Source organism: Moorena sp. SIO4G3 (genome assembly GCF_010692305.1).
Taxonomy (GTDB): Bacteria; Cyanobacteriota; Cyanobacteriia; order Cyanobacteriales; family Coleofasciculaceae; genus Moorena; species Moorena producens_A.
In genome coordinates, this window is the sequence record NZ_JAAHIG010000038.1 from 25,811 (window position 1) to 52,423 (window position 26,613).

The following is a 26,613-nucleotide window of genomic DNA, read 5'->3' on the forward strand; positions in this document are numbered from 1 at the left end:
ACACAACATTTTCCTGACTCAGTCAATCAGCCTAACTTTCCTTCGGTTATCTTGAATCCAGGTGAAACTTACCGACACCTAATGGTTTATAAATTTTACACCAAACAAAATAATCTAGGAAAAATTATTGCTCCCAATACTCAAGTTGAAAAGGTAGCAGGAGGTTTTAAGTTTACTGAAGGACCTGTTTGGCATCCCGACGGATTTCTGCTATTTAGTGATATTCCAGCTAATACTATTTATAAATGGCAACCAGAGCAAAAAAACGAGATTTTTCGTCAACCTTCTGGCAATGCTAATGGTAATACGTTAGACCGCTCAGGGCGTTTAGTTACTGCCGAACATAGTAATCGTCGTCTATCCCTAACACAGAAAGATGGAAACATCGTAACTCTAGCTAGTCACTACCAAGGCAAGCGGTTAAATAGTCCCAACGATCTAGCAGTCAAATCAGATGGTAGCATCTATTTTACCGATCCTCCCTATGGCATCAAATCCGAACAAGAAGAATTAGGGTTTTATGGTGTTTATCGCCTAGCACCAGATGGCACACTAACCCTGCTAGTTGATGACTTTGTGCGCCCTAATGGTATTGTCTTTTCCCCAGATGAAACTAAATTATATGTGAATGATTCACAAAGAGGTCATATTCGGGTTTTTGATGTCAAGCCAGACGGGATGTTAGAGAATGGAAAACTTTTTGCCGAACTGAAACCTCCTAGTAAAGAGGGGGCAGCAGATGGTATGAAGGTAGACATCCAAGGAAATGTTTACAGTACTGGACCTGGGGGAGTTTGGATTTTTGATCCCAGCGGCAACCTACTGGGCATTATTGAAGTGCCAGAAGCGCCCGCTAATTTAGCCTGGGGTGATAGTGACTACCAAACCCTTTACATTACTGCAAGAAACAGTCTTTACCGTATCCGTCTTAAGATTAAAGGGATGCCCTAGAAAGTCCTACTAATTCTACTGCATTAATCAGAGAATTAGTAGGAGTATATAATTTATAATTCAGATTAATGGTAGTGGTACACAAGTAGTGATCGATAACAGAAGCGTCTAAACCTCCTCTATTTTCTGGAGATATCTACTGAAAATAGTTCAAGATTGAGTGCATACATCTCATCCTGGAAGCGCATAAAAATATTCCATACCTCTTCAGTCACCATATAAACTAGGCTACGGGAAACTTCTATCTCATCCAGACGGCGGGCTAGATGGATAGAATCTCCAGCATGATCCGCTTCTACCACGCTATGTAAGGTGAGCCAAGTTAGATCATGCTCAGAAATTTCCTGAGTCCGCATGATTTGCTCATTGAGACATTCAATGAACTTCTTGGCGTAAATCTCTTCTACCAAAAATGCAGCGATGATAATAGTCGGATCAGGAGCATTAAAATAGCCTTCTAGTCGTTGTCTTAGTTTTATCCCAGGTGAGCTAATGTTCAGAGCATCCATCTTCCCGGTAGCAATTGACTCTGGTTGCCAGGGATGAAAGGCATGATAAAAGCGATTATATAGTAAAGTATGACACTGTTCAGGATTTCCGTTCCCAAGTTCATCATAGAGCTGTTTTACAAGTAAGCAACGAATAATATTATCGTCGATTCTAGACACAGCACTAGCGAGCCAGCGAACAAACTCTGCAGTAATCCCCTGAAGATTATGGAGAAGCAACCAAATGCTGGAAAGATCTATAGGCCTTGAATGCAACCACTGGAAGTAGTCATTTCTTATATCTTTTTGCTCGTAAAAATTAATGACTGCTTCTAGGCTTTGGTAATTCCGATCTGGAGTAGTTGAGTTATTCTCAGGAAAACTCAGAGACACTGGTGATTCTTTCTGAGAAACCGAATGAAATGTAACCATACAAAAATATCTTGTTAAAAAATTTACCCAAAAACATCAGTATACTATTTATTATAGTAGTTTAGACTAATTCAAGAGTGTTGTAGTCTTTAACTTGACTATCGTTTCCCTGATGCCCGATATATTGTCAATGCTGCGGCACACTCAGGCTGGTTCGTAAGATTTCGGAAAAATTCTAGACCGGCTTCTAGCCTTTGAGAATCCTTTCCCAGTTTTCGTGTCATTTCCATGAGAGTTGGTTGTATACAAGAGTGCATATACTCTACCAACTTCTCTAGATCTTGATCTTCAGTATTACCAAAGTTATAAAACGCCCATGGTATATTAGTGACCTCCTGAAAACCCACTGAAGTTAAAAGTGGTCCCAAAATTCGCCCGATACAGGGATTACCATCTGCATATAAGAACATTTCACGGTAAGATTGCAGTAAATATTGATAATCAGGGGAGTCAGGCCAAATCAGGTGAGTTTCGTAATCAGTTTCAGTTACGGTAATTCGACCGCCTGGCTTGAGGACACGGTACGCTTCCTCCAGAATTGCTTTGGGATTTGAGACATGTTCTAAGAACCAGATGGCATAAACATGATCAAAACTGGCATCGGGCCAAGGAAGCTGAATGGCATCACCTACACGCAGATCAATGTTGTTTTCAAAACCAAGAGTATGTAAATAGTGCTGAGCGCATTCTATTTGAGTAGATTCGAGATCGATTCCAGCTACTCTCAAATCTGGAAAACTGTCTAGAATTATTCCTAAGACAGCACCTGTACCACAGCCGATTTCTAACAAATTCTCGGTCGGAAACAAATTGAGATCGCGCAATAGCACTTTGTCCCGCCAATATTGAGCTTGTTTAACTAAGCGTTGTTGCTCTTGATGTGAATAGCCATGTATGTACTTTTTGGACAAGTGTTAGTCTCCCAACTGAACTAATTTAGAAGATTGTCGATGAAGTTTATAAATTAACATGGATGGATAATTTTAACACACTTTAATTTGCCAGGACCAGAGTGTGTTAAAATTATCTAAACTATCCTATTGTTTCTAACACAGAATATCTTAATTTCTCTGCTGCATCTTCCATTTCTACTAGTGATTCAATCGCCATAACATCTGTAAGTGAAACACCTAAAATTTTAGCGGCTTTCCGAATTGCTTCCTTCTCCTTTTGATGATAGTCTCTATCAGCTCGGCACATCTTAATTGCTTGATATAAAATAACTTTGGGCGAATTCATGGGAAAATCAAAATTAATCTTCTCCAATAGCTCTTCGAGATTAACATCTTTCCAATTCAGATTTTTGACAGTGGCAATATACTCTTTACTGATTTCTGGCAAATACTCTTCAGTACATCCGAACAAAACCAGCTCATCAATGTACCAATCCAATTCTGCCTCTGCCAGCTCACCCTCTGCACCAGCAATTGCCAACAACACACGACTATAATTAACCGCAACATCAAAGTCACCAGGTTGGTGAATATTGTATTGTCTTTTTGAATAGGGGGATGGTTGCAGTGCCTTGCCGTTACTCATATTTTGTCCTGGATTTGTCTAAGACTGATTTAATACTAAGATATTTAGTTGATGCTAAACTAAAATTTTAACAATGTCAATTTTTTATAGGGCGTGTCATCAAATAGGTATCAATCTAGTTTAGAAGCGATGCATATCGTTAACAAATATAGAAATTCTACGACTTGTGAGGTAAAAATTTCTGAGGCGCGCACCAAAGCGCGAATTTAATTACGGGTCAAGCGCACCTAAGGGGTATTGAGGGTTTTCCCTGCTCGCGCTTTGCATGGAGACAGCGTGCCCATAGCCCATAAGTTGATAACTGATAGCTGAACGCGCACGCGTGGGCGTAGCGCATTAACTGATAGCTAATTTATTACAAAATTATCCCTCTATTATATTACTTTAAAAAACTCGTTATAATAGATAACAATTAATTCCTAAAAAATTAACTATGCTGACTGGCTCAATGTTACTAAAAATAATCACAGTCTTTACCGCAATGGTAATGACTGTACTTTTAGTAAAATCAGATTTATACAAGAGATTTAACCCTGAGCAATCTTACGCCACAGCAAATAACTACCAGACCAAACAAAACAAAACTTTAACCAAGATTGAATTTGGCCAGACTAAAGATGGTCAAAACGTTTATCTCTATACTTTAACCAATACCAATGGTTTAGTAGCTAAGATAACCAACTATGGTGCTACTCTTACTGAATTACACTTGCCTGACAAGAGCGGTGAGCTAGAGGATGTAGTGCTGGGATTTGATAGTCTAGAAGCTTATTTGACCGCTAAGCACTACCTATATTATGGTGCAATTGTTGGTCGCGTCGCTAATCGGATTAAAGATGCTCAGTTCACTCTCAATGGTCAAAAGTATGATCTAGCTGCTAATGCCCCTCCCCATCACATACATGGTGGTAACAAGGGTTTTGACAAAGTGGTTTGGAAAGCTGAACCAATTAACAGTAGCCAAGGACAGGCACTAAAACTAACTTATCTGAGTCCTGATGGAGAAGAAGGATATCCAGGTGATTTGACAGTTACAGCTATTTACACTCTGACTAACGATAATGAGTTAAAGCTGGAAATGACTGCTACCACTAACAAACCTACTCCTGTCAACTTGGTGAATCATACATATTGGAACTTGGCTGGTCATGGTTCTGGAAATATTCTAGGACAATATTTAACGATAAATGCCGATAGATATACGCCTAACAACGAACAGCGCATCCCTACAGGAGAGATTAAATCAGTTAAAGATACACCCTACGACTTTACTCAGCCTCAGTTGATTGGAGATGGAATTAATCAGCTTAGAAATACCCTAAAGCCAAACTATCCAGGAGGCTACGACCTCAATTATGTCTTGAATGGAGAATCAGAAAAAATCAAACTCGCAGCTACTGTATATGAACCAAAATCTGGTCGGGTGATGGAGCTTCACAGTAATCAGCCAGGAATACAGTTTTTTTCGGGAAATCTTCCTAAGCTTAGAACTGTGGGTAAAGGAGATGTTGTTTATACAAATCATCAAGGTTTGTGCCTAGAGACACAACATTTTCCTGACTCAGTCAATCAGCCTAACTTTCCTTCGGTTATCTTGAATCCAGGTGAAACTTACCGACACCTAATGGTTTATAAATTTTACACCAAACAAAATAATCTAGGAAAAATTATTGCTCCCAATACTCAAGTTGAAAAGGTAGCAGGAGGTTTTAAGTTTACTGAAGGACCTGTTTGGCATCCCGACGGATTTCTGCTATTTAGTGATATTCCAGCTAATACTATTTATAAATGGCAACCAGAGCAAAAAAACGAGATTTTTCGTCAACCTTCTGGCAATGCTAATGGTAATACGTTAGACCGCTCAGGGCGTTTAGTTACTGCCGAACATAGTAATCGTCGTCTATCCCTAACACAGAAAGATGGACAAATCGTAACTCTAGCTAGTCACTACCAAGGCAAGCGGCTGAATAGTCCCAACGATATAGCAGTCAAATCAGATGGTAGCATCTATTTTACCGATCCTCCCTATGGCATCAAATCTGAACAAGAAGAATTAGGCTTTTATGGTGTTTATCGCCTAGCACCAGATGGCAAACTAACCCTGCTAGTTGATGACTTTGTCCGCCCTAATGGTATTGTTTTTTCCCCAGATGAAACTAAATTATATGTGAATGATTCACAAAGAGGTCATATTCGGGTTTTTGATGTCAAGCCAGACGGGATGTTAGAGAATGGAAAACTTTTTGCGGAACTGAAACCTCCTAGTAAAGAGGGGGCAGCAGATGGTATGAAGGTAGACATCCAAGGCAATGTTTACAGCACTGGACCAGGAGGAGTTTGGATTTTTGATCCCAGCGGCAACCTACTGGGCATTATTGAAGTGCCAGAAGCCCCCGCTAATTTAGCCTGGGGTGATAGTGACTACCAAACCCTTTACATTACAGCTAGAAACAGTCTTTATCGTATCCGTCTTAAGATTAAAGGGATGCCCTAGAAAGTTATAGCAATTATCCTGGATTAATCAGATAATTAGTAGGAGTATATAATTTATAATTCAGATTAATAATACTGAATTTGTAGGATGGGTATAGCGATAGCGAAACCCATCTATCTCTCCCTCCTATTCAGTTTTATCCTTCAACCTAACCTACAATAATGTGAATTCCATAACCATCATTATTGCAAACTATTATGGTCAATAGGGGATTTCGGTGAACGAACGAGTTTCCTAACTTTACCATCTTGTTTTGATGTCACATAGATTTCTCCTTCTTCGTCCACCCCGAATCGCACATCGGATCGTTTTTTTCCAATAATTTCTAGAAAAGAAGCGTCTTGCTCTCCGTCCAAGAGTCTGAGTTCTTTTATTTTTGCCTGTTTGCCATCGACAAGTTCATCTACAGGAACGTGGAAAAATCTGCCATCATGAGCGAAGTCAGCAAAAATGTATTGACCGATTAATTCAGGAATTGCTTTGCCCCGATAAACATAACCACCAGCGATCGCAATTCCATAGAAGCCTTTTATGTCGGGGGGGATGTCATGGTCATATTGGGCAACGGGATAAGTATAGCCATAGGAGCGATCATTTTTGGGTAATGCAAACAAAACATTTTCATTATTTTCCTCTATAACCCAAGTACCTTCCCGCTCGCCCCAACCATAGTTAGCTCCTTTGATACCAAGATTAACTTCTTCAATAAAAGCCTGACCAGTATCAGCAATCAACATTTTGCCTTCGCCACCAGTATCCCAGCTAAAACGATGGGGATTACGCAGTCCATAAGCCCAGATTTCACCCAAGGTCTTAGGATCGTCATCTGTAACAAAAGGATTATCACCAGGAATACCATATTTACCATTAACACTCTTATTCCCAAAGGGATCGATTCTGAGAATTTTGCCCAGGGGTGTTCCCAGATTCTGTCCATTATCCAAGGGATCGGTATCACTAACAGGATAGCCATCACTACCGCCATCAGCTACAGCAATGTAGAGCAAGCCATAATCATCATCCCCTGGTTTAGCATTGGGATTAAAGCCCAATTGTCCAACATTATGATCTGGGTAAGGCTCTTCAATGCGCAAAATCTCACGGGATATTCCGACAAAAGTATTGCTAGAAGGGTTTGTTGCCTTCCACTCGCGAATTACATCGTGGTGGGCACTTTCGATAATGTTCTTGTTACTGTTAATAATTGGTTTGGTAACCGGGAAGTCAGGAGTACCGCCAGTTTTAACTTCGCTAGTTACAGTATAAAAAATTCCATTGTTAGCAAATTCTGGATGAAAAGCAAAATAAGCGAAGCCCTGTTGAGGAGTTTCATAAGTAAAGTCTGCACAAATTAGTTTTTTCAGATTCATATAAACAGTAGCAGTGCCGTCAACAATGACATACAACTTGCCACGCATATCGTTAACAAATAATCTTTTGCTACCATCTCCTGCATGGGTAAGCAGGTTCAAGCGAGCAGCTTTCTTTCTTCCAGTTCCACTATTGGGAATTTTAACAACTTCTTCCAATCCCACAGAGAGTTCTGACTTTTTAATTGCCTCGGGAATGGGATCGGTTATCTGAGCAGAAGAAATGCTGGCAACAGCAAAGATGACCAAGAAGAGCGACAAGATAAAACAGAGAAGGCGAAATGTCTTCATACATAATATGAATGCTGCTAAGTTAAGGGCGCGGACGCTAAAAATCTGAAAAATCCAAAAATCCGAAACCCCTGAGGTTGGAGTCATGGTGGCGTAATTTGGTTTTTTGTATGTTACAGCTCAAGGCACTGGTTCCGCAATTCTTTCCCACAAGAGCAAGATCAATCTTATACTTCTGTTATAAATTGTTACTATAGTAATTTATCCCTATTAACTAAGTCTTAGCATCTAAGACCTAGACACTTGTTGGTGCATTCTACAGAGTAACTCTAATGGAAGATTTAACAACTATCAGCAAACCCAAGCATATCGTTTTAACCTCCCATCCCAGCTCTTCTAGATTGAATTCTCCGGCAATTAACTGGGGAGAAAGTGACCCCCTCAAACGAGGACCCATTGTCGGTACCTTAGTTAACTCAGCTCATCGCAATGTTATTGGTACTCACTCAGGTTCCTATTCAGTGTATCGAGCCTTAGCTGTAGCCAGTGGCACACTCCAGCCCAATCACCGCCCGGATCTCACCAACACTGCTCCCATCGTTCCCATTGGTCCTCATCCCAGTTGGACTGACCCTAATTTGATTGTTTCTCTCGACCCCTTTGGGGCGATGGTAGGTGAAGTTTATAGCGATTTATATCAGCAGGGATACGACATTAGACCCACGATTGCCATCACCAAAGCTCATATCAATATGCCAGAACTACAGGATGCTGTAGAGAAAAAACGTTTAGCAATTGATGGCAAAATTATTAAAAACGATGGTAGTTTAGTAGTAACTAAAGTAGCAATTGACCCGGTTTGGTATCTACCGGGAATTGCCCAACGATTGGACATTCAGGAAAGTTACCTGCGCCGTGCTCTATTCCAGCAAACCGGTGGCATGTTCCCGGAACTGATCACTCGCCCCGATTTAAAGGTATTCTTACCCCCCATTGGTGGCATCACTGTCTATTTAATTGGTGATGTGGCAGCCATTACTGAACCCAATCGACTGCTGGCTGTACGAGTTCATGATGAATGTAATGGTTCCGATGTTTTCGGTTCCGACATCTGCACCTGTCGTCCCTATCTAGTCCATGGTCTAGAAGTCTGTGTCCAGACAGCCCAAGCTGGAGGTGCAGGTGTCATTGTTTATTTCCGTAAAGAAGGTCGCGCCTTAGGTGAAGTAACTAAGTTTCTAGTGTATAATGCCCGAAAACGTCAGGAAGGAGGTGATAGCGCTAATGCCTACTTCAACCGTACAGAGTGTGTGGCTGGGGTTCAAGATATCCGCTTCCAAGAACTAATGCCTGATGTGCTCCATTGGCTGGGAATTAAACGAATTGACCGTTTTGTCTCCATGAGCGATATGAAATATAACGCTATCGTTCAATCCGGTATTGAGATTATTCAGCGCATTCCCATTCCAGAACACTTGATTCCCGCTGATGCCCAAGTAGAAATCGCTGCCAAAAAAGCTGCTGGTTATTACACTGAAAATACAACTGAACTAGATGCGATCGCATTGGCTGAAATTCAAGGGCGTGGTTTAGGCGATTAGTCAAGAGTCCTTAGTCACTCCCGAATTGCTTATTCTCTATGCCTTCCTATATTCCCTGTTGCCTATGTCACCTGTGGATAATGCACAACAGCAGTTAATCGCTTACTTAAGAACCCCATGGGCAATTCGGGATAGATGCGATCGCATTTTCACCTTAGCTACTGCTGACCAGTTGCAGTACTTTCGCTGCAATTTAACCAAGCTAGAGCAAGTAGCTAACTATGTCATCGAGGTCATGCAGCAGCACTACCCCGATTTCCAGATTCCATTTCATAGTCGCTGGCGGCATTTTGAGGTAGGAAATGTCCCTCGTCTTCAGGAACTAAACCAGAAATTGGCAGGATTCACTCCACTCCAAAAAGCCCAAACCAAATTCGACTTAGTCATCATTAGCGTCCTGCTCGATGCTGGGGCTGGCAGCAATTGGCAGTATCATGAACCAGAAACCGGACTAGTGTTTTGCCGTTCCGAAGGATTAGCCGTTGCTAGTTTCCGCATGTTCTGTCAGGGAGCTTTCTCCAGCGACCCAGACCTACCTTGGCAAGTCGATGCCAAAGGACTTCAATCCTTGATTGCCCATGACTTAGCCCAGGGATTCCAGGTCAGTCAAACCAATCCACTCATAGGTATAGAGGGTAGGCTAGCTTTACTACAGCGCTTAGGTAAAGCAATGGTTTCATTACCACAGATGTTTGGAAAAGTCAATCCTCGTCCTGGCAACTTAGTAAATTACTTGGTAAATTACCAATTGCTAGATAAGTTGCAGGTTACCAAGGGATTGCACGATAGCAACTTGAACCTTGAAAGTTGCCAACACAACCAAAGCTTGGTCAAGCCACTTACAGATTCACCACCGGCCCAGGAGCAACCTGCAACTTGTCAACCAGCTAACCTACAACCTGCCAACCTTCTAAGTGCCACTAACCTATTCAGCACCGTCCTGGAGGGATTAGGGGATATTTGGCCAAAACGAGAATCAATAGCGGGGGTCAATTTAGGGGATGTGTGGCAACATTATGCTCTCAAAGGGGATAACTACGGTTCCGAGTATGTACCATTTCACAAACTCTCCCAGTGGTTAACTTACTCTCTATTAGAGCCATTGCAGGAACTGGGTTTAGAGATTACTGAACTTGATCAGTTGACCGGCTTAGCAGAATATCGCAATGGGGGCTTATGTTTAGATCTAGGATTACTAGAGGTCAAGGATAGCGCTATTTTACAACAGTCTCACTTACCCAGCTCCGAAGTGATTATTGAGTGGCGAGCACTCACCGTTAGTTTGCTAGATCAAATAGCAGCAACTATTCGTCAACAATTGAACCTGAGTGCTACTGAATTGCCACTAGTAAAAGTCTTACAAGGAGGAACTTGGACAGCAGGACGTAGAATTGCTACTCAATTGAGACCAGGAGGCTCTTCCCCGATTCAGATAGAAAGTGATGGCACAGTCTTTTGACAAAATTTGACTTGCTCAATTGGGTACTCAAGCCTAGTTGGGTGATCGAGTTGGGTCAGTTACCCATTACCCATTACCCATTACCCATTACCCATTACCCATTACCCATTACCCATTACCCTCAATAGCCTTTTTTCGTTCTTCGAGGATACTGCGAATGGAAGCTGTATCCAGAATTCCCACCAGTACACCCTTGTCACCAACAATCGGTAGCTGATCTAGCTGCTCTTTGTCCATAATTTTGACAACCTCTAACAGAGAATGGTCCGATTGAACAGTTTTCAAAGTCTTAACAGGCTTCATCAGTGCTCTTACTGGAGTCACCGGCCAATTAGAGGTAGGAACAGTTTTGAGATCATCCACTACTACAACTCCTAGCAATTGGCCCGCTTCATCAGTTACTAGAAACTTGCGCCACTGATTTTTACCAATAATGTACTCGTTGGCAAACTCCCTTAGAGACAAATCAGCGAATACAATTGGGCTGTTGGGAATGACCGCATCTTCTGCTGTCAAGCCCTCTAACTGGTCTTGAACCATAGCAGATTGGGCCGACATGCCAGCATTTTGGAGCAAGAACAAACCAATTAAGGCAAACCAGATGCCATTAAAGCTACCATACAGTAGGATTGGAAGCACTCCATAAATAATTCCTCCCCAACCAAAGAACTGACCAACACGGCTAGCAAATAACACACCTTTGTGTGGGTTGTCCGTAACTTGCCAAACCAGTGCCTTCAGGATGTTACCCCCATCTAGTGGTAAGCCAGGAATTAAGTTAAACAATGCTAAAGCCAAGTTGATGGAGGCGAGGAGTCCAACAATTGATGCCAATGAACTAGCTAGATTAGCATTAGCCTGAACGGCAGTTAGTAGAGCAAATAGTAGCAAACTAACAGCTGGACCAGCAATCGCAACTAAGAACGCCTCTAGTGGACTTTTTGATTCTTTCTCCAGGCTAGCTAGACCACCAAATAGGAAGAGAGTGATAGATTTAACCTCAATTCCCTGCTGGATCGCTACAAAGCTGTGTCCTAGTTCATGAGCTAAGACAGAGGCAAATAACAAAAGTGCCGTAACAAATCCTAAAAACCATGGCAAAACACCGCTCAATCCTGAAAAATTTGCTAAGTCACCTCCGAAATCAAAGGTAACTAAAGCTAAGATTAGAAACCAGCTTGGATTCACATAAAAGGGAATGCCAAATAAATTCCCAACACGAATACTGCCGTTCATGCAGACTACCTCAAACTCTCCTAAGACGTTTTTTTATACCAAGTTGGCTTATAAGGTAGTAGATAGGTTATGGTTCATGGTTAACAGTTCATGATTCATAGTTCATGAAAAATAAACTATGATACCATTGCCAGTTATCCTTGGCAGTAAAGGGTTTATCGCTTTTGCCAATCAACAATCAACCAAGAGCAATGAACAATTAACCTACCTTCAAGCAACTCGATAGTAGTTTCGTCTTTCATGGTTCTATCGTAACGAAATGTAAAAGATTTGCCGATTGCTAAAATGCCGTAAAATCCGTCCACGCTTAGTGCGGTTTTAGGAATGCAGGTGGTTTGACCCCTCTCTGTTTCCATCGGCATAATAAAATTAAGCACCGCTCAAGGGTGTTTAGAGCAACATCTTCTTTAAGCACTACCCCCCTTCCCTACTAGTTAAACTGACTAAACGATGTCCGTCTTTGAAACCAAAATCACCCACTCTTACAACCAACAAGATATCCAGCAAATCCTCAATCTAGCCCTGGCACGTCAGGAAATGGTTGAAGAATTTTCCCGTGAACAGTTGGTGGAAATTGCTTCTGAATTAGGGATTTCAATCCACACTCTCTTGGAAGCCGAACGAGAATGGCTAGCCCAGCAACAAGAAGAGCAAAAACGTCATGAATTCAATAGCTACCGACGTAGCCAATTTAAAAAAAGTTTTGGAAAGTTTCTAATCGTTAATAGTTTTTTGTTGGCGATTAATCTAATTAACGTTGGTTACCTGTCTTGGTCTTTATATATTTTATTGTTCTGGGGTTTGTGGATAGCACTCAGAGCATGGAATACTTATCAAATACAGGGCGATGACTACGAAAGAGCTTTCCAAAAATGGAAACTTCAAAACCAGGTAAAACAGATCGCCCAATCAACGTATACTAGTCTCAAAAACTGGATTCAAGACCAAGGACTAATGACTAAGGAGTAACATAAATAATTTGAGCTAAATCGCTGATTAACAATGTTTCTTCCTGAATATCTCCTAAAGCATGAGCCACTGCGATCGCTTTTTCATAAAAAGCCCGAGCTTCTAACCAATTACCAGTGTCTTGGTATAACTGGGCAAACAACTTTAGAGCAACAAGCTCTTCACGGCGATTGTTTTGTTCTTGTGCCAAAGCCAGATATTCCTTTAGTGCTTTCACCGCTTGCCGATTCTTACCTGTAGCAATATGGGTTAACGCTATACCCTTAATAGCACGAATCTGATTGAAAACATTGTCAACTTTTTCAGCCAGTATCTGGGCAATGCGGTAAGAATACAAAGCATCTTTTTCCTGTCTAGCGGCGAGATAGGCATCTCCCAAATTATTCCGGATATTCGTCTCACCTAACTTATCCCGAGAGCGACGCCGTAAAACTAGAGCAGCTTCATACCACTTAATCGCCTCGGGATAGTTTCCCCCTTGAGCTGCCACTAAGCCTAGATTATTCAGACTCAACCCTTCACCGTCATCATCCTTAATCGTACGGGAAATGGTCAGTGCTTCCGTAAAAGCTTCCTGGGCCGCTTTGAGGTTTCTCGTTTGCAGTAATAATATTCCAATATTATTTATACTATAAATCTGTGGCTGAAAACTTTGTTGAGAACGAGCAGCACCCAAGCCTCGGCGCAAGGCTCGCTCTGCATCTTGATAGCGTCCCAACTTAGCGTAAGTCTGACCTAGGGAATTGTAAGTCTTACCCAATCCCTCAAAGTCACCAATTTGCTGATAAATTTCTCCCGCTTGGGACAAATACGCGATCGCATCGTTCAAGTTACCACTCTGTTTTGCCAGCTCTGACTGTTCCAGGAAAAAATCTGCCCGATTTCTTGCTTTGCGGTCACGAAGATTGTCTAAAGGGATTGCCAGTTGTTGGTCAATGCTCCGAGTCTGACCCCAAGCCATCGGGCATGGCAACATTACCAAGGGGGTAAAGGCTAGCGCTATGATTCCGGAAAGACTAGTCACCAACCTGCTACGATTCGCCATACCAAAAGACTCCGTTTGATCAACGTTTCTGCTATTATCGAAGTTATGATCAAAGTACCCCAATCAAGGGTGCAAACTAACCGCCCCTTATTCGCTCAAAACCGGTACTGCAAAGAGATCAGACTCTTCTCGATTCTTAGCTTCGACCCCCAGATAGACCACCCGAATATCCTCGGGTAAAGCAGCTTCCAACAGTTCATAGCCTTCTTGAAGTTCTTTTCTCACCTGAGCTGGAGTAATCATTTCTCCCTCCGCTTGCAGATAAGCCGCAATTCGCGTTTCACTCCAGTGAAAGGTCTGAGCCATGATTACCATCAACCGCACCGCTGGTGGTAGCTGTTCCAATGCCATTTCCAGATAACACCACAAGGGTGGTGGTGCTACGTTGAGGTTATAGTGAATAGACTCCACTGGTGGCAAGTCTGCCTGGTTAATACAAACCGCCGTTAGGTTTATAATCTGGTTTTGGAAGGAGGTTGACTCTAGTCCATAATCCTCCCGCAAATCCATGCCACCCAGTTCGTGATAGATGTGACGCCAAGTCAGAGCAAATAGATATTCCGCCTGTACAGGCGATCGCGCTGAGTGGCGCACTAATGTATAGACAATAGGACTGTAGCGACAGAAAATTGCTGTAAAGTACTTCCCTTCAGACCGATGACGCTGAAACAAAGTCAGCAATTCCTGATCACTATGATGAAACAGTGATTTAATAAGTGGATGCTTAGATTCAGGAAAATTGGGAATTTGCACAATCTTTCAATAAAAGCTGTAATTAGGAGAATTAGACTAGATGCATCCTGATCTCACCACAACCCCCTCATCTTGAGAAAGGGGAAATGCCGATGGTTAACTGGCATTGGAGTAGATCAATGTCGGGACCTAATATCCTAGGTCTGCACTAGACCTCAAGATGAAGGAGATGGATGACGATACCAAGTCTACAACCTTTGGTGCTCCGATGCTCCTTCAGTTGAAGCTAAAATCGAGAAAAAGCGTTCGCGTAGCGTGGCCCAAAGGCCATCGCCAAGGTGCGCGCCTCCTAGGGCGCGAGGGATTGCTCGCGCCCTAGGGTCGCACCTCAATGTCTGATGGTAATAATATTACCTACGATTGGACAAAAAGTTCATAAGGACCTTTAAACTAATTTATCCAGTTGCTAACTCTGTTTAAGTTTATGATTCTATCAGTTGATATTATTTCCTGGCTAACTTCACCCCTGCCTCTTGGCGCATTTTTACCCTCTTTGCCTTTAGATAGCCTGTTTTCCACTCAAGGCATCATGGTAATGCTCCTAGCCGCCTATGCCTTTGCCATGTGGATGTTTTTGACCAGCGCTCCAAAAGTTCACACCATCATGGTGTCTGATTTGGCAATAGCGCGACAGTTTTATGAAGGCTTGCTAGAGTTATCCGCAGCAGAAGTCCCCCTACATTACTACTATAATTACGAGCAGACCATGGGCAGTACCAGCATTGATCCCCTATATATGTCAACCAATCTGGGCACCACCCAAGCTACCCAGTTCAGTGGTACTGATGGGCTATGGTATCAGTTAAAGAAGAATACCCAGCTCCATGTGATTTCCGGAGCTAGCTTGGGCAATAAAAACCAACAACGTCACGTGTGCTTTGACCATGAGTGCTTGGATCAAGTTTTGATGCTGGTGCAGATGAGACGGCTGAAATACAAAGTGCGCACCCTCAAGCCCCTTAACTTTTTGGTCAAGGATGTGGACGATCGTGTAATTGAACTGGCAGAAGTTTCTAATTAGCGGTTAAATCAATAATGGTGAGTTAATCAGGGATTAGGCGGGTAACAATTGCGCGTAGCGCACCAGCCTAAGGTTTTACGCCTAATCACATTTACCATGTTTAAAGTCATTATCGCAGTACTTATCGTTCTGTTCGGTTCAGCCATCTGTGCTATGGCAGAAACCGCTTTGTTTTCAGTGCCTACTGTTAAAGTCCGACAATTAGCGCAGTCAAACAAGCCTGCAGTGTTAGCACTACTGGCGATTCGCAAAAACATGAATCGGCCCATAGCTACCATTGTTATTCTCAACAACACCTTCAACATTGTTGGCAGCATCGTAATTGGTTCCCTTGCTGCTAGGGTCTTAGGAGAGGCTTGGTTGGGGGTTTTTTCAGGTCTATTTACCTTTCTCATTATTGTATTTGGGGAAATTGTCCCGAAAACCCTTGGTCAGATCTACGCCCAAAACATCGCCCTACTCGTGGCTCTACCAGTTCGGTTCTTAACCGTTGTGTTTACGCCTCTGGTGTGGTTGATGGAAAAAATTACTGCTCCGTTTACTAAAGGTCAAAAACTTCCTACCACCAATGAGGCGGAAATCCGGTTTTTAGCCAAGGTTGGGTATCAAGAAGGGGTCATTGAAGATGATGAAGCAGAAATGATCCAACGAGTATTTCAGTTAAATGATTTGACTGCATCTGATTTAATGACTCCACGAATCCTAACTACCTATTTACATGGTAATACCACTTTGGCTGACGCTAAACCAAGCATTATTGCTTCGCCTCACACCCGGATGCCTGTGGTTGAAGACTCTATTGATAAAGTTATTGGAATTGCTCTCAAAGATGAGTTACTCACAGCAATTATTGAAGACAAACATAACCAACCCCTTGCTTCTCTGATTCGTCAAGTCCGCTTTGTACCTGAAACTGTTCGGGCTGATAAGCTACTGAAAACCTTTCAGCAAACCCGTGAACATCTGATGGTTGTACTGGATGAATATGGGGGTGTTTCTGGTGTAGTCACCCTGGAAGATGTACTGGAAGTGCTAACCGGTGAAATTGTTGATGAGACTGATCGAAACATTGATCTACAAGCAATTGCTCGTAAACGGCGAGAAAAAATGTTGCAATCTTATGGGCTTGATCAGGATTAGTTTTCGATAAAATAATAAATAGAGGCTTTTTCTTTGAGATGTAAACATAGAATTGACAAAAAAAGCGATGCATCGCTGCTATCCTTTCCCTGTTACCTGTTACCTGTTACCTGTTACCTGTTACCTGTTACCTGTTCCCTTTACATAAAGCTATATAAATAAAAAAAATGAGCTAGGTTTTGTGACATATTTTATAAGCTTGTTCTTCTGACTCTTCAAGAGTTTTAAATTGTGAGTATAGCTTTTCAATGGTTTCTTGATCGGTACTTTCTACGGTCACATTAAACACTATACTATTGAATTGATTTTGGGCTGTTTTGACAACTTCTTCAGCTTTCCTACAAGATGGATTTCTGAGTATTTGATCAAGTTGAGGAAAACACCCACTTAAGCAAAACGTTAGTATAAAGATTATTATTCTCTTAGCTTGGGCAATAGTAGCAAATTTCATCAGACAAGGGTGTAACTTAAGTTAATTCTAATACCCACTACTTAAGGTAATCTAGAGTTTCAGGAAATTTAATCCAAACCTCTCAACGATTCCACAACCCAAGTACCTAGGATTTGAAGTCTTTTCTAGAGCATCACTTCAGTCAACAGACTCTCCTGCTGGTTACTACTATAGAGATCCACTATAGAGATCCACGGTTGTGTACCTCTACTAACTGATAACTATTGACCTCAGTTTTTGGTTATCTTACCACTGGCACAAGCTTGAGATTATCTCTGCCACCCACGCGATCGCTTCTGTCAATTTGCTCTCAATGCTCTTGACAAATTCCACATCACCTTGAATGCTCACCAATCTGGATTTCTGTCCTATAGGATAGGCTTTAAGACCCCCTTTTTGGGCTTATACGGTGGAATTGAGCCAAAAATCAGCCAAAAAGGCAAGATACTGTATATGGGACAGGTAATATAGTACAGGTATTTAGCCCATTGGTATCAGCCATTTGGCTGATTTTTGCTATGAGGGGTCACACCCCTCATCATTTGTGATAAATTTTAATTAGTAGATGCACCCTGATGATCGAGAGAGTCAAAAACGTGGCTCTCTTTTTTTTTGGGCATAGGGATTGCCTGATAGAGGTAGCGTTTTCCCCAATCACTTGCCCCAAGCCAGCTGATCAAGCTGATCAAATAGACATCTTTAAAAGTATTTTTTAAAGTATTGCGAAATATATTTACCTGACAGGACAACTCTTGAACTATAGCGCTATATATTAAAGGATTGCGCTAATCTAATCGAAAACTTAACTAGAGGAATTTCCAGTAACCAACAACCACCAGGCTGAACCATTCCGTTCAGTATCAGTACCCCGAAAGCGAGTAATAACCAATAGCATTCCCCAGAGTGCGTTCGCGTAGCGGCTCTTCCAGAGCATCGCGTAGCGGCTCCAAACGCGCCCCGCGTGGCCCAAACGCGCCCCGCGTGGCCAATAGGCCAAGGCCAAGGAGCATCGCATTCTGGGGAATATCAAAACTACCTAATTCTATTCAGACCAATGTGATCATGTGTTCCCAACACCTGTTAAGGCAATATAGTGAGAAATATAATTCCACAAATTTATCTAAAATTCCAGCACTATAGTCATACCTAATCATCTATACCCTTGAACAAACAGGCAAAACCATCCCCTCCCGAGCCAGTAAGTGATTAGGATAGAAAGACTGGAGTTGCTTTTGTAGTCTGTCGAGATAATCATCATTATAGTCAGGATGATAACGAGACATAACTATGCGCTTAACACCTGCCACCTTTGCCGTTACTATCCCAGTTTGCCAACGGTCATCTTGCCAAATCAAAGGTGAATCATTAAGCAGATTATCTTCTTTGAGGGGAAAGGGAGTATTCAAAATTAGCAAATCTGCCTGACGGGATAGGTATCGTAAATTTTCATCAATACCACCCCAACCATGGGAGTGAGTAGTGGCGTACACAACAGCATATCCTTGCCAGTTGACCCGATAACCCATTGCTTGATGTGAGTCATTAAGAAGCACAGCCTCCACTGTTACATCATCTAGGGTGACTGTATGACCTGACCTGAGCCCATGAAATTTCAGATCTGACTGCATGACCTGAAGGGGCACTGGAAAATTTGGAGGAATCATTTGCTGACCTAGACACTGTTCGATGGACGCCCCATCAGGTGCTGCTGCTCCATAGAGATGAAAACAGTTACCAGGAATAAACCCAGGAGTAAAAAAGGGAAACCCTTGAATGCTGTCCCAATGGCTATGGGAAAAAAAAATGTGAGCTTCTATGGGCATTTCCTTAAGCCAATGATTTCCCAGCACCCGCAAACCACTGCCACCGTCAAAGATTAAGCGTTTTCTACCAACACGCATTTCTACACAAGATGTATTGCCACCATAGCGAATGGTATCTGTCCCAGGAGCAGAAATTTGACCCCTAACGCCCCAAAATCGGACGCTCAGATCCCCTCCAGTACCATTGTTTAGGTTGGGCTTAGCCTTATATTGGCCTAGTTTGGGTGCTACTAGATTTTGCATGTTGAATCTATGAATTAAGTGAACCTAAGTTAGGAATTATTCCCATTGGTAGATTCCCACTAGAGGATACTCAGGTACTATTAAGTAACCATCTGTGGTTAACCACTAATTTCTGTTAAAGCGGGCCGATTGCATACATCAAATTGCATACATCAAATTGCATACACCAAATTGCATACATTAAGAGTAATTAGATGGGGGAAAGCAAGCACAACAGCCCCAGTAATTTAGTCATATCTCTAATCTCGAACCGTTCAGCCCCCCGAAACAAGTTAAGATACAGTTATGCTTTATCTTAACTGTATCTTAAGTGTTGGTTAATTTTAACGGATTTAGGAACAAACAGTTTGTGACCTATGTCACACATGCATCAAATTAATTCAATCAATCAATCAGAATGGGAACTGGGTATTGCATCGTTTATCCCTTGATCGGTCAGCTTTAATCTATCGGAAGTCAGCCCATTTGCTGATAGCTTAACCTCGACAGCTAAACCAAAAGATCAGTTTATGCCCATCTCAAGTATAACTGCTCACCCCATCCCATTCTCACCCGATTATCTTCTCACCTAAAAAGTATCGGTAATATCTTTGAGCTTCTGTTGGTATCACTCCCTGACCCTAGTCTAGTAGGGTTGGGGGATTTTTTTATGCTTGCCCTTAAAACAGAGAATGGCTAATCGCCTTGCTAGCTTTCTAGCATCAACCATTAGCCTAAGAAAAGAAACTCTAGTGGAACTCATCTCACCGATGAGTCCCTACTTGATCAGTCCCTACTGCTTATACTTTTTGATCGACTCTTCCACCAAAGGCATTACCTGATCAAGATCTTTCCATCCTAAAATTTCAGTGACTTTATTTTCCAAATTTTTGTATGTCCTGAAAAATTCAGCAATCTCATCCAACCGATGGGGCGCTATATCTTGGAGATTTTTTACCTCAGCGTAGCGAGGATCCTTGTCAGGAACACACAGAATTTTTTCATCCCGATCACCTCCATCGATCATTTCCAGCATCCCGATTGGTCTAGCGGTAATCACACAACCAGGGAACGTAGGTTGATCCATTATCACCATACCATCAAGAGGATCACCATCATCTGCTAGAGTGTTAGGCACAAAACCGTAGTCATAGGGGTAGTGTACCGATGCATAAAGTACCCGGTCAAGGGCAAAGGCTTCTAGATCCTTGTCAAACTCATACTTATTTTTACTACCTGCGGGAATTTCAATTAAAACGTTGATCAGACCTGGTTTAGGTTGAGCAGGAATCTTTGATAAATCCATGAACTATATGTTTCAAAAAAACAGCAGATGTGGGTTATCTCATCTTTAGTGCTTAAGACATCTTAATAGCTGCTTTAATACTTACCTAAATAAATCCCATAGTTCAGGATTTTTTAGGTAGGTAGAATAGCCAACCGATCAGATTATCCTGAGCAGGGTGCCGTTCAATGCCAGTTATATTGAACTTTTACTAGCCCCGTGGAACATTGTCACATCTCACAGCAACTTTTAAAAGCGCCATTCGACCTATAGTGTGTAATGTGTGAGTGTGTAATGTCTGAGTGATTGAGGAGTGAAGTCCTATGGGAGAGCTTCAGCAGAGGATTGGTATAACACCATTACAGTCGGAATCTGTTACACAAATCCTAGGGGATGATACTGACTGCCTAACTGACCCGTTCTATCCTGGATTACGCCAACGAGCCTGGGCCGAAATTGATCAAGTTGCTCTTTATCAAAATTTACGGCAAATACAGCAGCTTTTGCGCCATCCTACCCAACTAATGGCAGTGGTGAAAGCGGATGCCTATGGCCATGGTGCTCTAACCGTTGCCCGCACAGCGATAGAGGCTGGTGCTGGGGGGCTATGTGTTGCTACTGTCTCAGAGGGGATTCAACTCAGGCAAGGGGGAATTAAGGCCACTATACTCTTGTTGGGAGCGACTAATACCCCAGAACAAGTCAAAGCGATCGCTCACTGGCAATTGGAACCAACTCTTTGTAATCCTCAACAAGCTTTAGTGTTTTCGGAAACCTTGAGTGGTCTAAACCAAACCCTGCCAGTGCATCTGAAACTAGATACAGGGATGTCTCGCTTGGGAATGCCTTGGCAAGATGCCATCGAGTTTGTACGCTTAGTCCAACAATTACCTAACTTAGAAATAGCTAGTGTCTATTCCCATCTAGCCACTGCTGATAGTCCTGACCCCACAGTGATGAGACAGCAGCATGAAAGGTTTAAAAACGCGATCGCACAATTGCAGGCTGGTGGCATAACTCCACCCCGATTGCACTTGGCCAATTCCGCTGCCACCTTAACCGACTCAGCATTGCACTACGATTGGGTGCGTGTAGGATTAGCCCTCTATGGTCTCTACCCAGCAGAGCATCTTCAAAATGTTATTCACCTCAAGCCAGTGATGCAGGTAAAAGCCCGGATCACCCAAATTAAAACTATTCCCCCTGGAACTGGTATCAGCTATGGGCATCAATTCATTTCAAATCGACAGATGCGTCTAGCCGTAGTGGGTATTGGCTATGCTGACGGTGTTCCCCGAAATCTCTCCAATCGCATCAATGTAATCATCCGAGGGCAGCAAGTTCCTCAGATTGGCGCAATTACAATGGATCAGCTCATGCTTGATATTAGTGATATTCCTAATATACAAGTTGGGGAAATAGTTACCTTAATTGGACAGGATGGGGAAGAGCAAATCTCAGCAGATGACTGGGCTATGGCTTTAGGCACCATTTCCTGGGAAATTATTTGTGGTTTTAAGCACCGACTACCCCGTGTAGTAGTAGGGTAACCCGTCAGCGGTCAGCGGTCAGCGGTCAGCGGTCAGCGGTCAGCGGTCAGCGGTCAGCGGTCAGCGGTCAGCGGTCAGCGGTCAGCCGTTGGCCACGCTAAGGGAACAGCCGTGAGCTAAAGCTCACGCTGCTTGAGGTGCTTATTTTATTCAAAAGCACCTCAAGTACCCTGGCCTAGGGCCAATGGCTGATCGCTGTTCGCTGTAGCATCTCAAGTAGCGCTAATCGCGCTATAGCTGATAGCTGATAGCTGATAGCTGATAGCTGATAGCTTACCAATTAACAATTTTAATGTTATTAAAATAAAATTTATCCATGGCATCCCTTTGCCATTAGGGAGTCAGAATGTGTTACCCTAAAAGGGTTTTATAAACATCGCACATCCAGGGTTTCGGGTGTTTCTAAAGGGAAATCCACCTGGATGGAGGTTAAACCCGAATTAGGAGTTAAAAAATTATGCCTGTAGTTTCTTTAGCTGAAATGCTAGAGTCAGGGGTTCACTTTGGTCACCAGACTCGCCGATGGAACCCAAAGATGGATCCTTACATTTACACTGCTCGTAATGGTGTCCACATCATTGACTTGGTACAGACAGCTCAGCTGATGGAGGACGCTTATCACTATATCCGCACCTCATCAGAGCAGGGCAAAAGATTTCTGTTTGTGGGTACTAAGCGACAAGCTGCTGGAATTATTGCCCAAGAGGCAAGCCGTTGTGGTGCCTACTATGTCAACCAACGTTGGCTAGGTGGTATGCTCACCAACTGGGAAACAATTAAGACCAGGGTGGAGCGACTCAAAGATTTAGAGCGTCGGGAGACCAGTGGTGCCCTTGACTTACTGCCAAAAAAAGAAGGCTCAATGCTGCGTCGGGAACTAGGCAAGCTTCAGAAATATCTAGGTGGCATCAAAATGATGCGTAAGGTTCCCGACATAGTCATAATCATAGACCAAAAGCGTGAGTACAACGCTATTTTGGAATGTGAAAAGCTAAGTCTACCGATAGTATCACTATTAGATACAAACTGCGACCCTGATTTAGCCGATATTCCGATTCCAGCTAATGACGATGCGATCCGGTCGATTAAGCTAATCATAGGTAAACTGGCTGATGCCATTTACGAAGGCCGTCATGGTGAGCTAGATACGGCAGAGGAATACGAATACGAAGAATTTGAAGAGGGATTAGAGGAGTTCCCAGACGAGGAGGAAATTCAAGAGACTGAACAAAGTGAGCAAATTGAATCCGTAGATCAAGGAGATAACCAGGAGACTGAGGCAGAATAGTTAGTTATCTTCGAACTTGAAGCCCCACCCTGAATTTATCCTTTGATAAAAATCAACTAGTTTTCAGAGTGGGCTGGTAAGCCCATACTGACGGATCGAGTAGTGTGGGAAGATATCACGGTGTAATCAGTTTCACTAACAGTAGGAACAAAAACAACATGGCAATTTCAGCACAACTTGTCAAAGAGCTACGGGAAAAAACCGGCGCTGGCATGATGGATTGCAAAAAAGCTCTCGTAGAAAGCGGCGGAGACACGGCCAAAGCTATAGAATGGCTGCGGAAAAAAGGCATTACCTCAGCTGAGAAAAAATCCGGTCGTGTGGCAGCAGAAGGAATTATCGGCAGCTACATCCACACTGGTGGTCGAGTCGGTGTACTCGTAGAAATTAACTGCGAGACCGATTTTGTTGCCCGGCGCGACGAGTTCCAAGCCCTAGTCAAGAACGTCGCCATGCAAGTAGCAGCTTGCCCTAACGTTGAATACGTGAAGGTCGATGACATCCCTCAAGAGATTGTTCAAAAAGAAAAAGACATTGAAATGGGTAGGGATGACCTAGGCAAAAAGCCAGAAAACATCAAAGAGAAAATTGTTCAGGGTAGGATTGACAAACGCCTTAAAGAACTCTCGTTGATGGATCAACCTTACATTCGTGATCAAAGCATTACAGTGGAAGAATTAGTCAAGCAATGTGTTGCCCAGTTGGGTGAAAACATCCAAGTGCGTCGCTTCACTCGCTATGTCTTGGGTGAAGGTATAGAAAAGGAAGAAAGCAACTTTGCTGAAGAAGTTGCTGCCCAGATGGGCTCTTAAACCAAAGCTTACCTTTGAGCTTCACCCAAGATATTGATCAACACGCTTCACTGATTTCGGAGATAGGGATGATCAGCTAGTTTAGCAGGAGCCTCACACCATAATCTTTGATTTGGTGTGAGATTAATGTGCGGTTCCACCTGGGGGTTCAATGCCCCCGTATGGAATCAATCACAACCCTTTCACAGGCAAGTCGTCAGATCGCCCTGATGGCTCCAAGGGCAGACTTGACCTAACCAGGTGTTCAAGGCATTGTAAAGTTGGGAGTTTTTTTCACAGCATTTCTAGAGTATGAGTGGTATCAACTCCATGTGAGCATTATTGGTCTACCCGTGACAACCAGCTCAACAAATCTTCCCAACTTTTTAACTCAAAAATAATATCTGTTAACCCTTCCAAATTTGACAAAGACAAACCTTGAACTAAGTTGTTTATTTCCTCGGTCATTTCTGGGAATCTTTTTTTCAGCAGACGCATGACCAAAATCTGTGCCTCAGTGATGCGACCTTCAGCATTCACTTCCTGATAAAATCTGGTCTGTTTCCATTCAGTAAGTCCAAACATCGCTTCTAATTCCCTCCAGGGACACTCAGGAAATTTATACACTAAGGCTTGTTCTATTAATTCTATCGCATTTCTTTGCTGGGCTACTGGTAGAGCCCTCGCACATCTTTCTAGTTGTCGTACTCTCTGTTGGACATTCGTCTCTGGTTCCACTACCAGCCGTACCAGTCCCAATCCGATTGAGTCTGAGGTGTCTGGAGTTTCATCGAGGTAAAGTGAGCGCAGATATCCTGTTTGGACTTCGGGATCATAACATCTGGGAATCCCTGTATCCAAGCTGCGCTTAGCCCAGAATACTACCGCCTGCCAACTATGCTGCCAGCGATTTTGTCCTAAGTAGACAAACACTTCTTGCATGAGGCGGTAGTACAAGTCCTCATCTTTCTGAAATTGGACTTCTACGAAATAAATAGGGTCACCGTCCCGTTTGGGGAGAAATACGCCGTCGGTGCGTTTGGCGAGTTCTTTGAGTTCGACGGCCTTAAAATTATAGTTTTGTGCTAGTTGAGAGTTTTCTTCCAGGAGTTCAAAGAAAGTACCAGGGAGGGTTTGGAACACTTTATAAAATAGGCTGTCAGTGCGCATTGGTTAGCATTGGAAGGAACTGGTATTTGGGTTATCTGGCCAATATTATATGCTAATGCTCCTGAAGCACCCCTGATGAGGTAGATCGAACTAACAGTTTGGCTGAATTATTAGCTTTAGATAATGCGGGAACGTTCTTAGCCTTAGAAAGGTATTTTGACGACACTGGCTTAAACCAAAACAAGCTCTATTTAGTATCGGCTCAAAATGCTACCGATGTCAGTAACTTGCCAAGCTTGAAAGGTCGAGATATTGTTGTAGCAGAAAAACAACTGCTGGTAGATTTTAATGATATTGGGACTAATCTCGATGATTTTGAAGGTTTAGCCTTAGGTCCAGTTTTACCCGATGGTCGTCAATCCTTAATTGTGGTTAGTGATAACGACTTTGACCCGGAAACTCCTGCTACTCAGCTCTTTGCTTTTGCGTTAGATATTGCTCCTGCCAGTGAGACTAAAGAACAAATTTTTGGTACGTTAGAAGCAGATGCTTTAGAACTAACTGGTAGCAATAACTTAGTTTTTGCTGGGGAAGGTAACGATATCATTGATGCTTCTTTGGCTGATGGAAATAATCGCATTTATGGCGATGGTGGCGATGATACCTTTATTTTAGGTAAAAGCGATGCTCCTTGGCCTTTGGGCCACGCGGGGCGCGTTTGGAGCCGCTGCGCGATTGGCCGTAGGCCACGCTAAAAGCGATTGACCGTAGGTCACGCTAAAAGCGAACGCGTTTTTGGTGCAGAAGGTGCAGATCGTTTCTTTGTGACCTCTGGTGGTAACAATACCATGACTGGGGGCGCAGGTGCAGACCAATTCTGGATTGCTTCTGCTGAAATTCCTGATAGCGCTAACATCATTACTGACTTTTTCAGTGGCGAAGATGTGATTGGTATTGCTGGTTTGGGTATTGGTTTTGATGATATCACCATTACCGATGGGGATTTGGGAGCAGTAATTTCTGCCAATGGCAGTGACTTAGCTATTGTTACTCATCTCTCCGCTGATGTTGTTGCTAATCAAGATTATTTCGTTTTTGTATAAATCCTAAATTTATCATATCTGGATAAGCCAAAGGTGGGGCAAGCCCCACCTTTGGCTTATATTTTATTGAAAATTCATATTATTTTAAGTTTTTTTATAAAATTCCTGAGGCGGTGACATGCAAGCTAAAATCCTTACTGGGTATTGCGTTCAGCCGATCTTTAACAAAAAGATACATGCTGTTTTGGCCTGACCTTGGACTTCGTTATAAGGGTTTGAGCTTGCCATTACATCATTCGTAGGGTCAATTTGCCAGTTTAT

The 26,613-nt window shown here is 42.7% G+C and carries 24 protein-coding genes and 1 pseudogene; 12 read left to right on the top strand and 13 right to left on the bottom strand.

The window, feature by feature from the left end; translation table 11 throughout:
- The first annotated feature begins 51 nt into the window (after positions 1–51).
- Entirely contained in the window at positions 52–951 is a 900-nt protein-coding gene (locus tag F6J99_RS09905) for an SMP-30/gluconolactonase/LRE family protein (RefSeq protein WP_365973017.1), read from the top strand.
- A gap of 119 nt (positions 952–1,070) precedes the next feature.
- Here the strand turns inward: F6J99_RS09905 and F6J99_RS09910 are convergent, their stop codons facing one another.
- The 3 genes from F6J99_RS09910 to F6J99_RS09920 all read right to left on the bottom strand — a co-directional run bounded on the left by F6J99_RS09910 (position 1,071) and on the right by F6J99_RS09920 (position 3,410).
- On the bottom strand, positions 1,071–1,871 hold the full coding sequence (locus F6J99_RS09910) for an iron-containing redox enzyme family protein (RefSeq protein ID WP_293112783.1): 801 nt from the start codon (positions 1,869–1,871) through the stop codon (positions 1,071–1,073).
- 98 nt (positions 1,872–1,969) lie between these two features.
- On the bottom strand, positions 1,970–2,782 hold the full coding sequence (locus F6J99_RS09915) for a methyltransferase domain-containing protein (protein WP_293112784.1): 813 nt from the start codon (positions 2,780–2,782) through the stop codon (positions 1,970–1,972).
- A gap of 121 nt (positions 2,783–2,903) precedes the next feature.
- Entirely contained in the window at positions 2,904–3,410 is a 507-nt protein-coding gene (locus F6J99_RS09920) for a TerB family tellurite resistance protein (RefSeq protein ID WP_293112785.1), read from the bottom strand.
- 487 nt (positions 3,411–3,897) lie between these two features.
- Here F6J99_RS09920 and F6J99_RS09925 point away from each other — a divergent pair, with 487 nt between their 5' ends.
- Positions 3,898–5,904: a galactose-1-epimerase gene (locus tag F6J99_RS09925; RefSeq protein ID WP_293112786.1), complete on the top strand. Its 2,007-nt coding sequence runs from the start codon at positions 3,898–3,900 to the stop codon at positions 5,902–5,904.
- Positions 5,905–6,086: 182 nt separating this feature from the next.
- Here the strand turns inward: F6J99_RS09925 and F6J99_RS09930 are convergent, their stop codons facing one another.
- Positions 6,087–7,652 carry a PQQ-dependent sugar dehydrogenase gene (locus F6J99_RS09930; RefSeq protein ID WP_293112787.1) on the bottom strand — a complete coding sequence of 522 codons (1,566 nt, stop codon included), beginning with the start codon at positions 7,650–7,652 and terminating at the stop codon, positions 6,087–6,089.
- 185 nt (positions 7,653–7,837) lie between these two features.
- On the opposite strand from F6J99_RS09930, the gene F6J99_RS09935 reads away from it, so the two are divergent.
- Together F6J99_RS09935 and F6J99_RS09940 are read left to right on the top strand one after the other, a co-directional pair.
- Positions 7,838–9,106, top strand: a complete 1,269-nt coding sequence (locus F6J99_RS09935) for a GTP cyclohydrolase II (protein ID WP_293112788.1) — start codon at positions 7,838–7,840, stop codon at positions 9,104–9,106.
- 64 nt (positions 9,107–9,170) lie between these two features.
- The gene (locus F6J99_RS09940; RefSeq protein WP_293112789.1) at positions 9,171–10,565 is read left to right on the top strand and encodes a URC4/urg3 family protein; all 1,395 of its coding nucleotides are present in this window, start codon (positions 9,171–9,173) and stop codon (positions 10,563–10,565) included.
- A gap of 108 nt (positions 10,566–10,673) precedes the next feature.
- Here the strand turns inward: F6J99_RS09940 and F6J99_RS09945 are convergent, their stop codons facing one another.
- Together F6J99_RS09945 and F6J99_RS09950 are read right to left on the bottom strand one after the other, a co-directional pair.
- On the bottom strand, positions 10,674–11,801 hold the full coding sequence (locus tag F6J99_RS09945; RefSeq protein WP_070392448.1) for a site-2 protease family protein: 1,128 nt from the start codon (positions 11,799–11,801) through the stop codon (positions 10,674–10,676).
- A 155-nt stretch (positions 11,802–11,956) separates the two neighbouring features.
- The gene (locus tag F6J99_RS09950; RefSeq protein WP_293112790.1) at positions 11,957–12,157 is read right to left on the bottom strand and encodes a hypothetical protein; all 201 of its coding nucleotides are present in this window, start codon (positions 12,155–12,157) and stop codon (positions 11,957–11,959) included.
- Positions 12,158–12,251: 94 nt separating this feature from the next.
- On the opposite strand from F6J99_RS09950, the gene F6J99_RS09955 reads away from it, so the two are divergent.
- On the top strand, positions 12,252–12,770 hold the full coding sequence (locus tag F6J99_RS09955) for a 2TM domain-containing protein (RefSeq protein WP_293112791.1): 519 nt from the start codon (positions 12,252–12,254) through the stop codon (positions 12,768–12,770).
- Here the strand turns inward: F6J99_RS09955 and F6J99_RS09960 are convergent.
- Together F6J99_RS09960 and F6J99_RS09965 are read right to left on the bottom strand one after the other, a co-directional pair.
- Positions 12,760–13,878, bottom strand: coding sequence for a tetratricopeptide repeat protein (locus tag F6J99_RS09960; RefSeq protein WP_293112792.1), 1,119 nt, complete (start codon positions 13,876–13,878; stop codon positions 12,760–12,762). The two genes, F6J99_RS09955 and F6J99_RS09960, sit on opposite strands and share 11 nt — an antisense overlap.
- Positions 13,879–13,902: 24 nt before the next feature.
- Positions 13,903–14,568 (bottom strand): sigma-70 family RNA polymerase sigma factor, encoded by a 666-nt coding sequence (locus F6J99_RS09965; protein WP_070392451.1) that lies wholly within the window; start codon positions 14,566–14,568, stop codon positions 13,903–13,905.
- Between the two features lie 424 nt (positions 14,569–14,992).
- Here F6J99_RS09965 and F6J99_RS09970 point away from each other — a divergent pair, with 424 nt between their 5' ends.
- Positions 14,993–15,589 carry a glyoxalase-like domain protein gene (locus F6J99_RS09970; RefSeq protein WP_070392452.1) on the top strand — a complete coding sequence of 199 codons (597 nt, stop codon included), beginning with the start codon at positions 14,993–14,995 and terminating at the stop codon, positions 15,587–15,589.
- Between the two features lie 96 nt (positions 15,590–15,685).
- Positions 15,686–16,729: a hemolysin family protein gene (locus tag F6J99_RS09975; protein WP_070392453.1), complete on the top strand. Its 1,044-nt coding sequence runs from the start codon at positions 15,686–15,688 to the stop codon at positions 16,727–16,729.
- A gap of 172 nt (positions 16,730–16,901) precedes the next feature.
- Here the strand turns inward: F6J99_RS09975 and F6J99_RS09980 are convergent, their stop codons facing one another.
- The 4 genes from F6J99_RS09980 to F6J99_RS09995 all read right to left on the bottom strand — a co-directional run bounded on the left by F6J99_RS09980 (position 16,902) and on the right by F6J99_RS09995 (position 20,531).
- Complete coding sequence (locus F6J99_RS09980) at positions 16,902–17,180, bottom strand: hypothetical protein (RefSeq protein WP_293112793.1); 279 nt, start codon at positions 17,178–17,180, stop codon at positions 16,902–16,904.
- Positions 17,181–17,982: 802 nt separating this feature from the next.
- Entirely contained in the window at positions 17,983–18,195 is a 213-nt protein-coding gene (locus tag F6J99_RS09985) for a hypothetical protein (RefSeq protein ID WP_293112794.1), read from the bottom strand.
- A 139-nt stretch (positions 18,196–18,334) separates the two neighbouring features.
- Positions 18,335–19,246, bottom strand: coding sequence for an MBL fold metallo-hydrolase (locus tag F6J99_RS09990; protein WP_293112795.1), 912 nt, complete (start codon positions 19,244–19,246; stop codon positions 18,335–18,337).
- Between the two features lie 772 nt (positions 19,247–20,018).
- Complete coding sequence (locus F6J99_RS09995) at positions 20,019–20,531, bottom strand: inorganic diphosphatase (protein ID WP_293112796.1); 513 nt, start codon at positions 20,529–20,531, stop codon at positions 20,019–20,021.
- Positions 20,532–20,833: 302 nt separating this feature from the next.
- On the opposite strand from F6J99_RS09995, the gene alr reads away from it, so the two are divergent.
- From alr to tsf, 3 genes are all read left to right on the top strand, one after another.
- Positions 20,834–22,060 carry an alanine racemase gene (gene alr / locus F6J99_RS10000; RefSeq protein WP_293112797.1) on the top strand — a complete coding sequence of 409 codons (1,227 nt, stop codon included), beginning with the start codon at positions 20,834–20,836 and terminating at the stop codon, positions 22,058–22,060.
- A gap of 457 nt (positions 22,061–22,517) precedes the next feature.
- Positions 22,518–23,348 carry a 30S ribosomal protein S2 gene (gene rpsB / locus F6J99_RS10005; protein ID WP_293090011.1) on the top strand — a complete coding sequence of 277 codons (831 nt, stop codon included), beginning with the start codon at positions 22,518–22,520 and terminating at the stop codon, positions 23,346–23,348.
- Between the two features lie 158 nt (positions 23,349–23,506).
- Positions 23,507–24,160: a translation elongation factor Ts gene (tsf, locus tag F6J99_RS10010; RefSeq protein ID WP_293112798.1), complete on the top strand. Its 654-nt coding sequence runs from the start codon at positions 23,507–23,509 to the stop codon at positions 24,158–24,160.
- A 318-nt stretch (positions 24,161–24,478) separates the two neighbouring features.
- Here the strand turns inward: tsf and F6J99_RS10015 are convergent, their stop codons facing one another.
- Positions 24,479–25,309 (bottom strand): Rpn family recombination-promoting nuclease/putative transposase, encoded by an 831-nt coding sequence (locus tag F6J99_RS10015; protein ID WP_293112799.1) that lies wholly within the window; start codon positions 25,307–25,309, stop codon positions 24,479–24,481.
- A 95-nt stretch (positions 25,310–25,404) separates the two neighbouring features.
- Between F6J99_RS10015 and F6J99_RS10020 the strand changes: the two are divergent.
- Positions 25,405–26,004: pseudogene (locus F6J99_RS10020) on the top strand (esterase-like activity of phytase family protein); the annotation flags it as partial.
- Between the two features lie 6 nt (positions 26,005–26,010).
- Positions 26,011–26,352, top strand: a complete 342-nt coding sequence (locus F6J99_RS10025) for a hypothetical protein (protein ID WP_293112801.1) — start codon at positions 26,011–26,013, stop codon at positions 26,350–26,352.
- Positions 26,353–26,613: the final 261 nt, after the last annotated feature.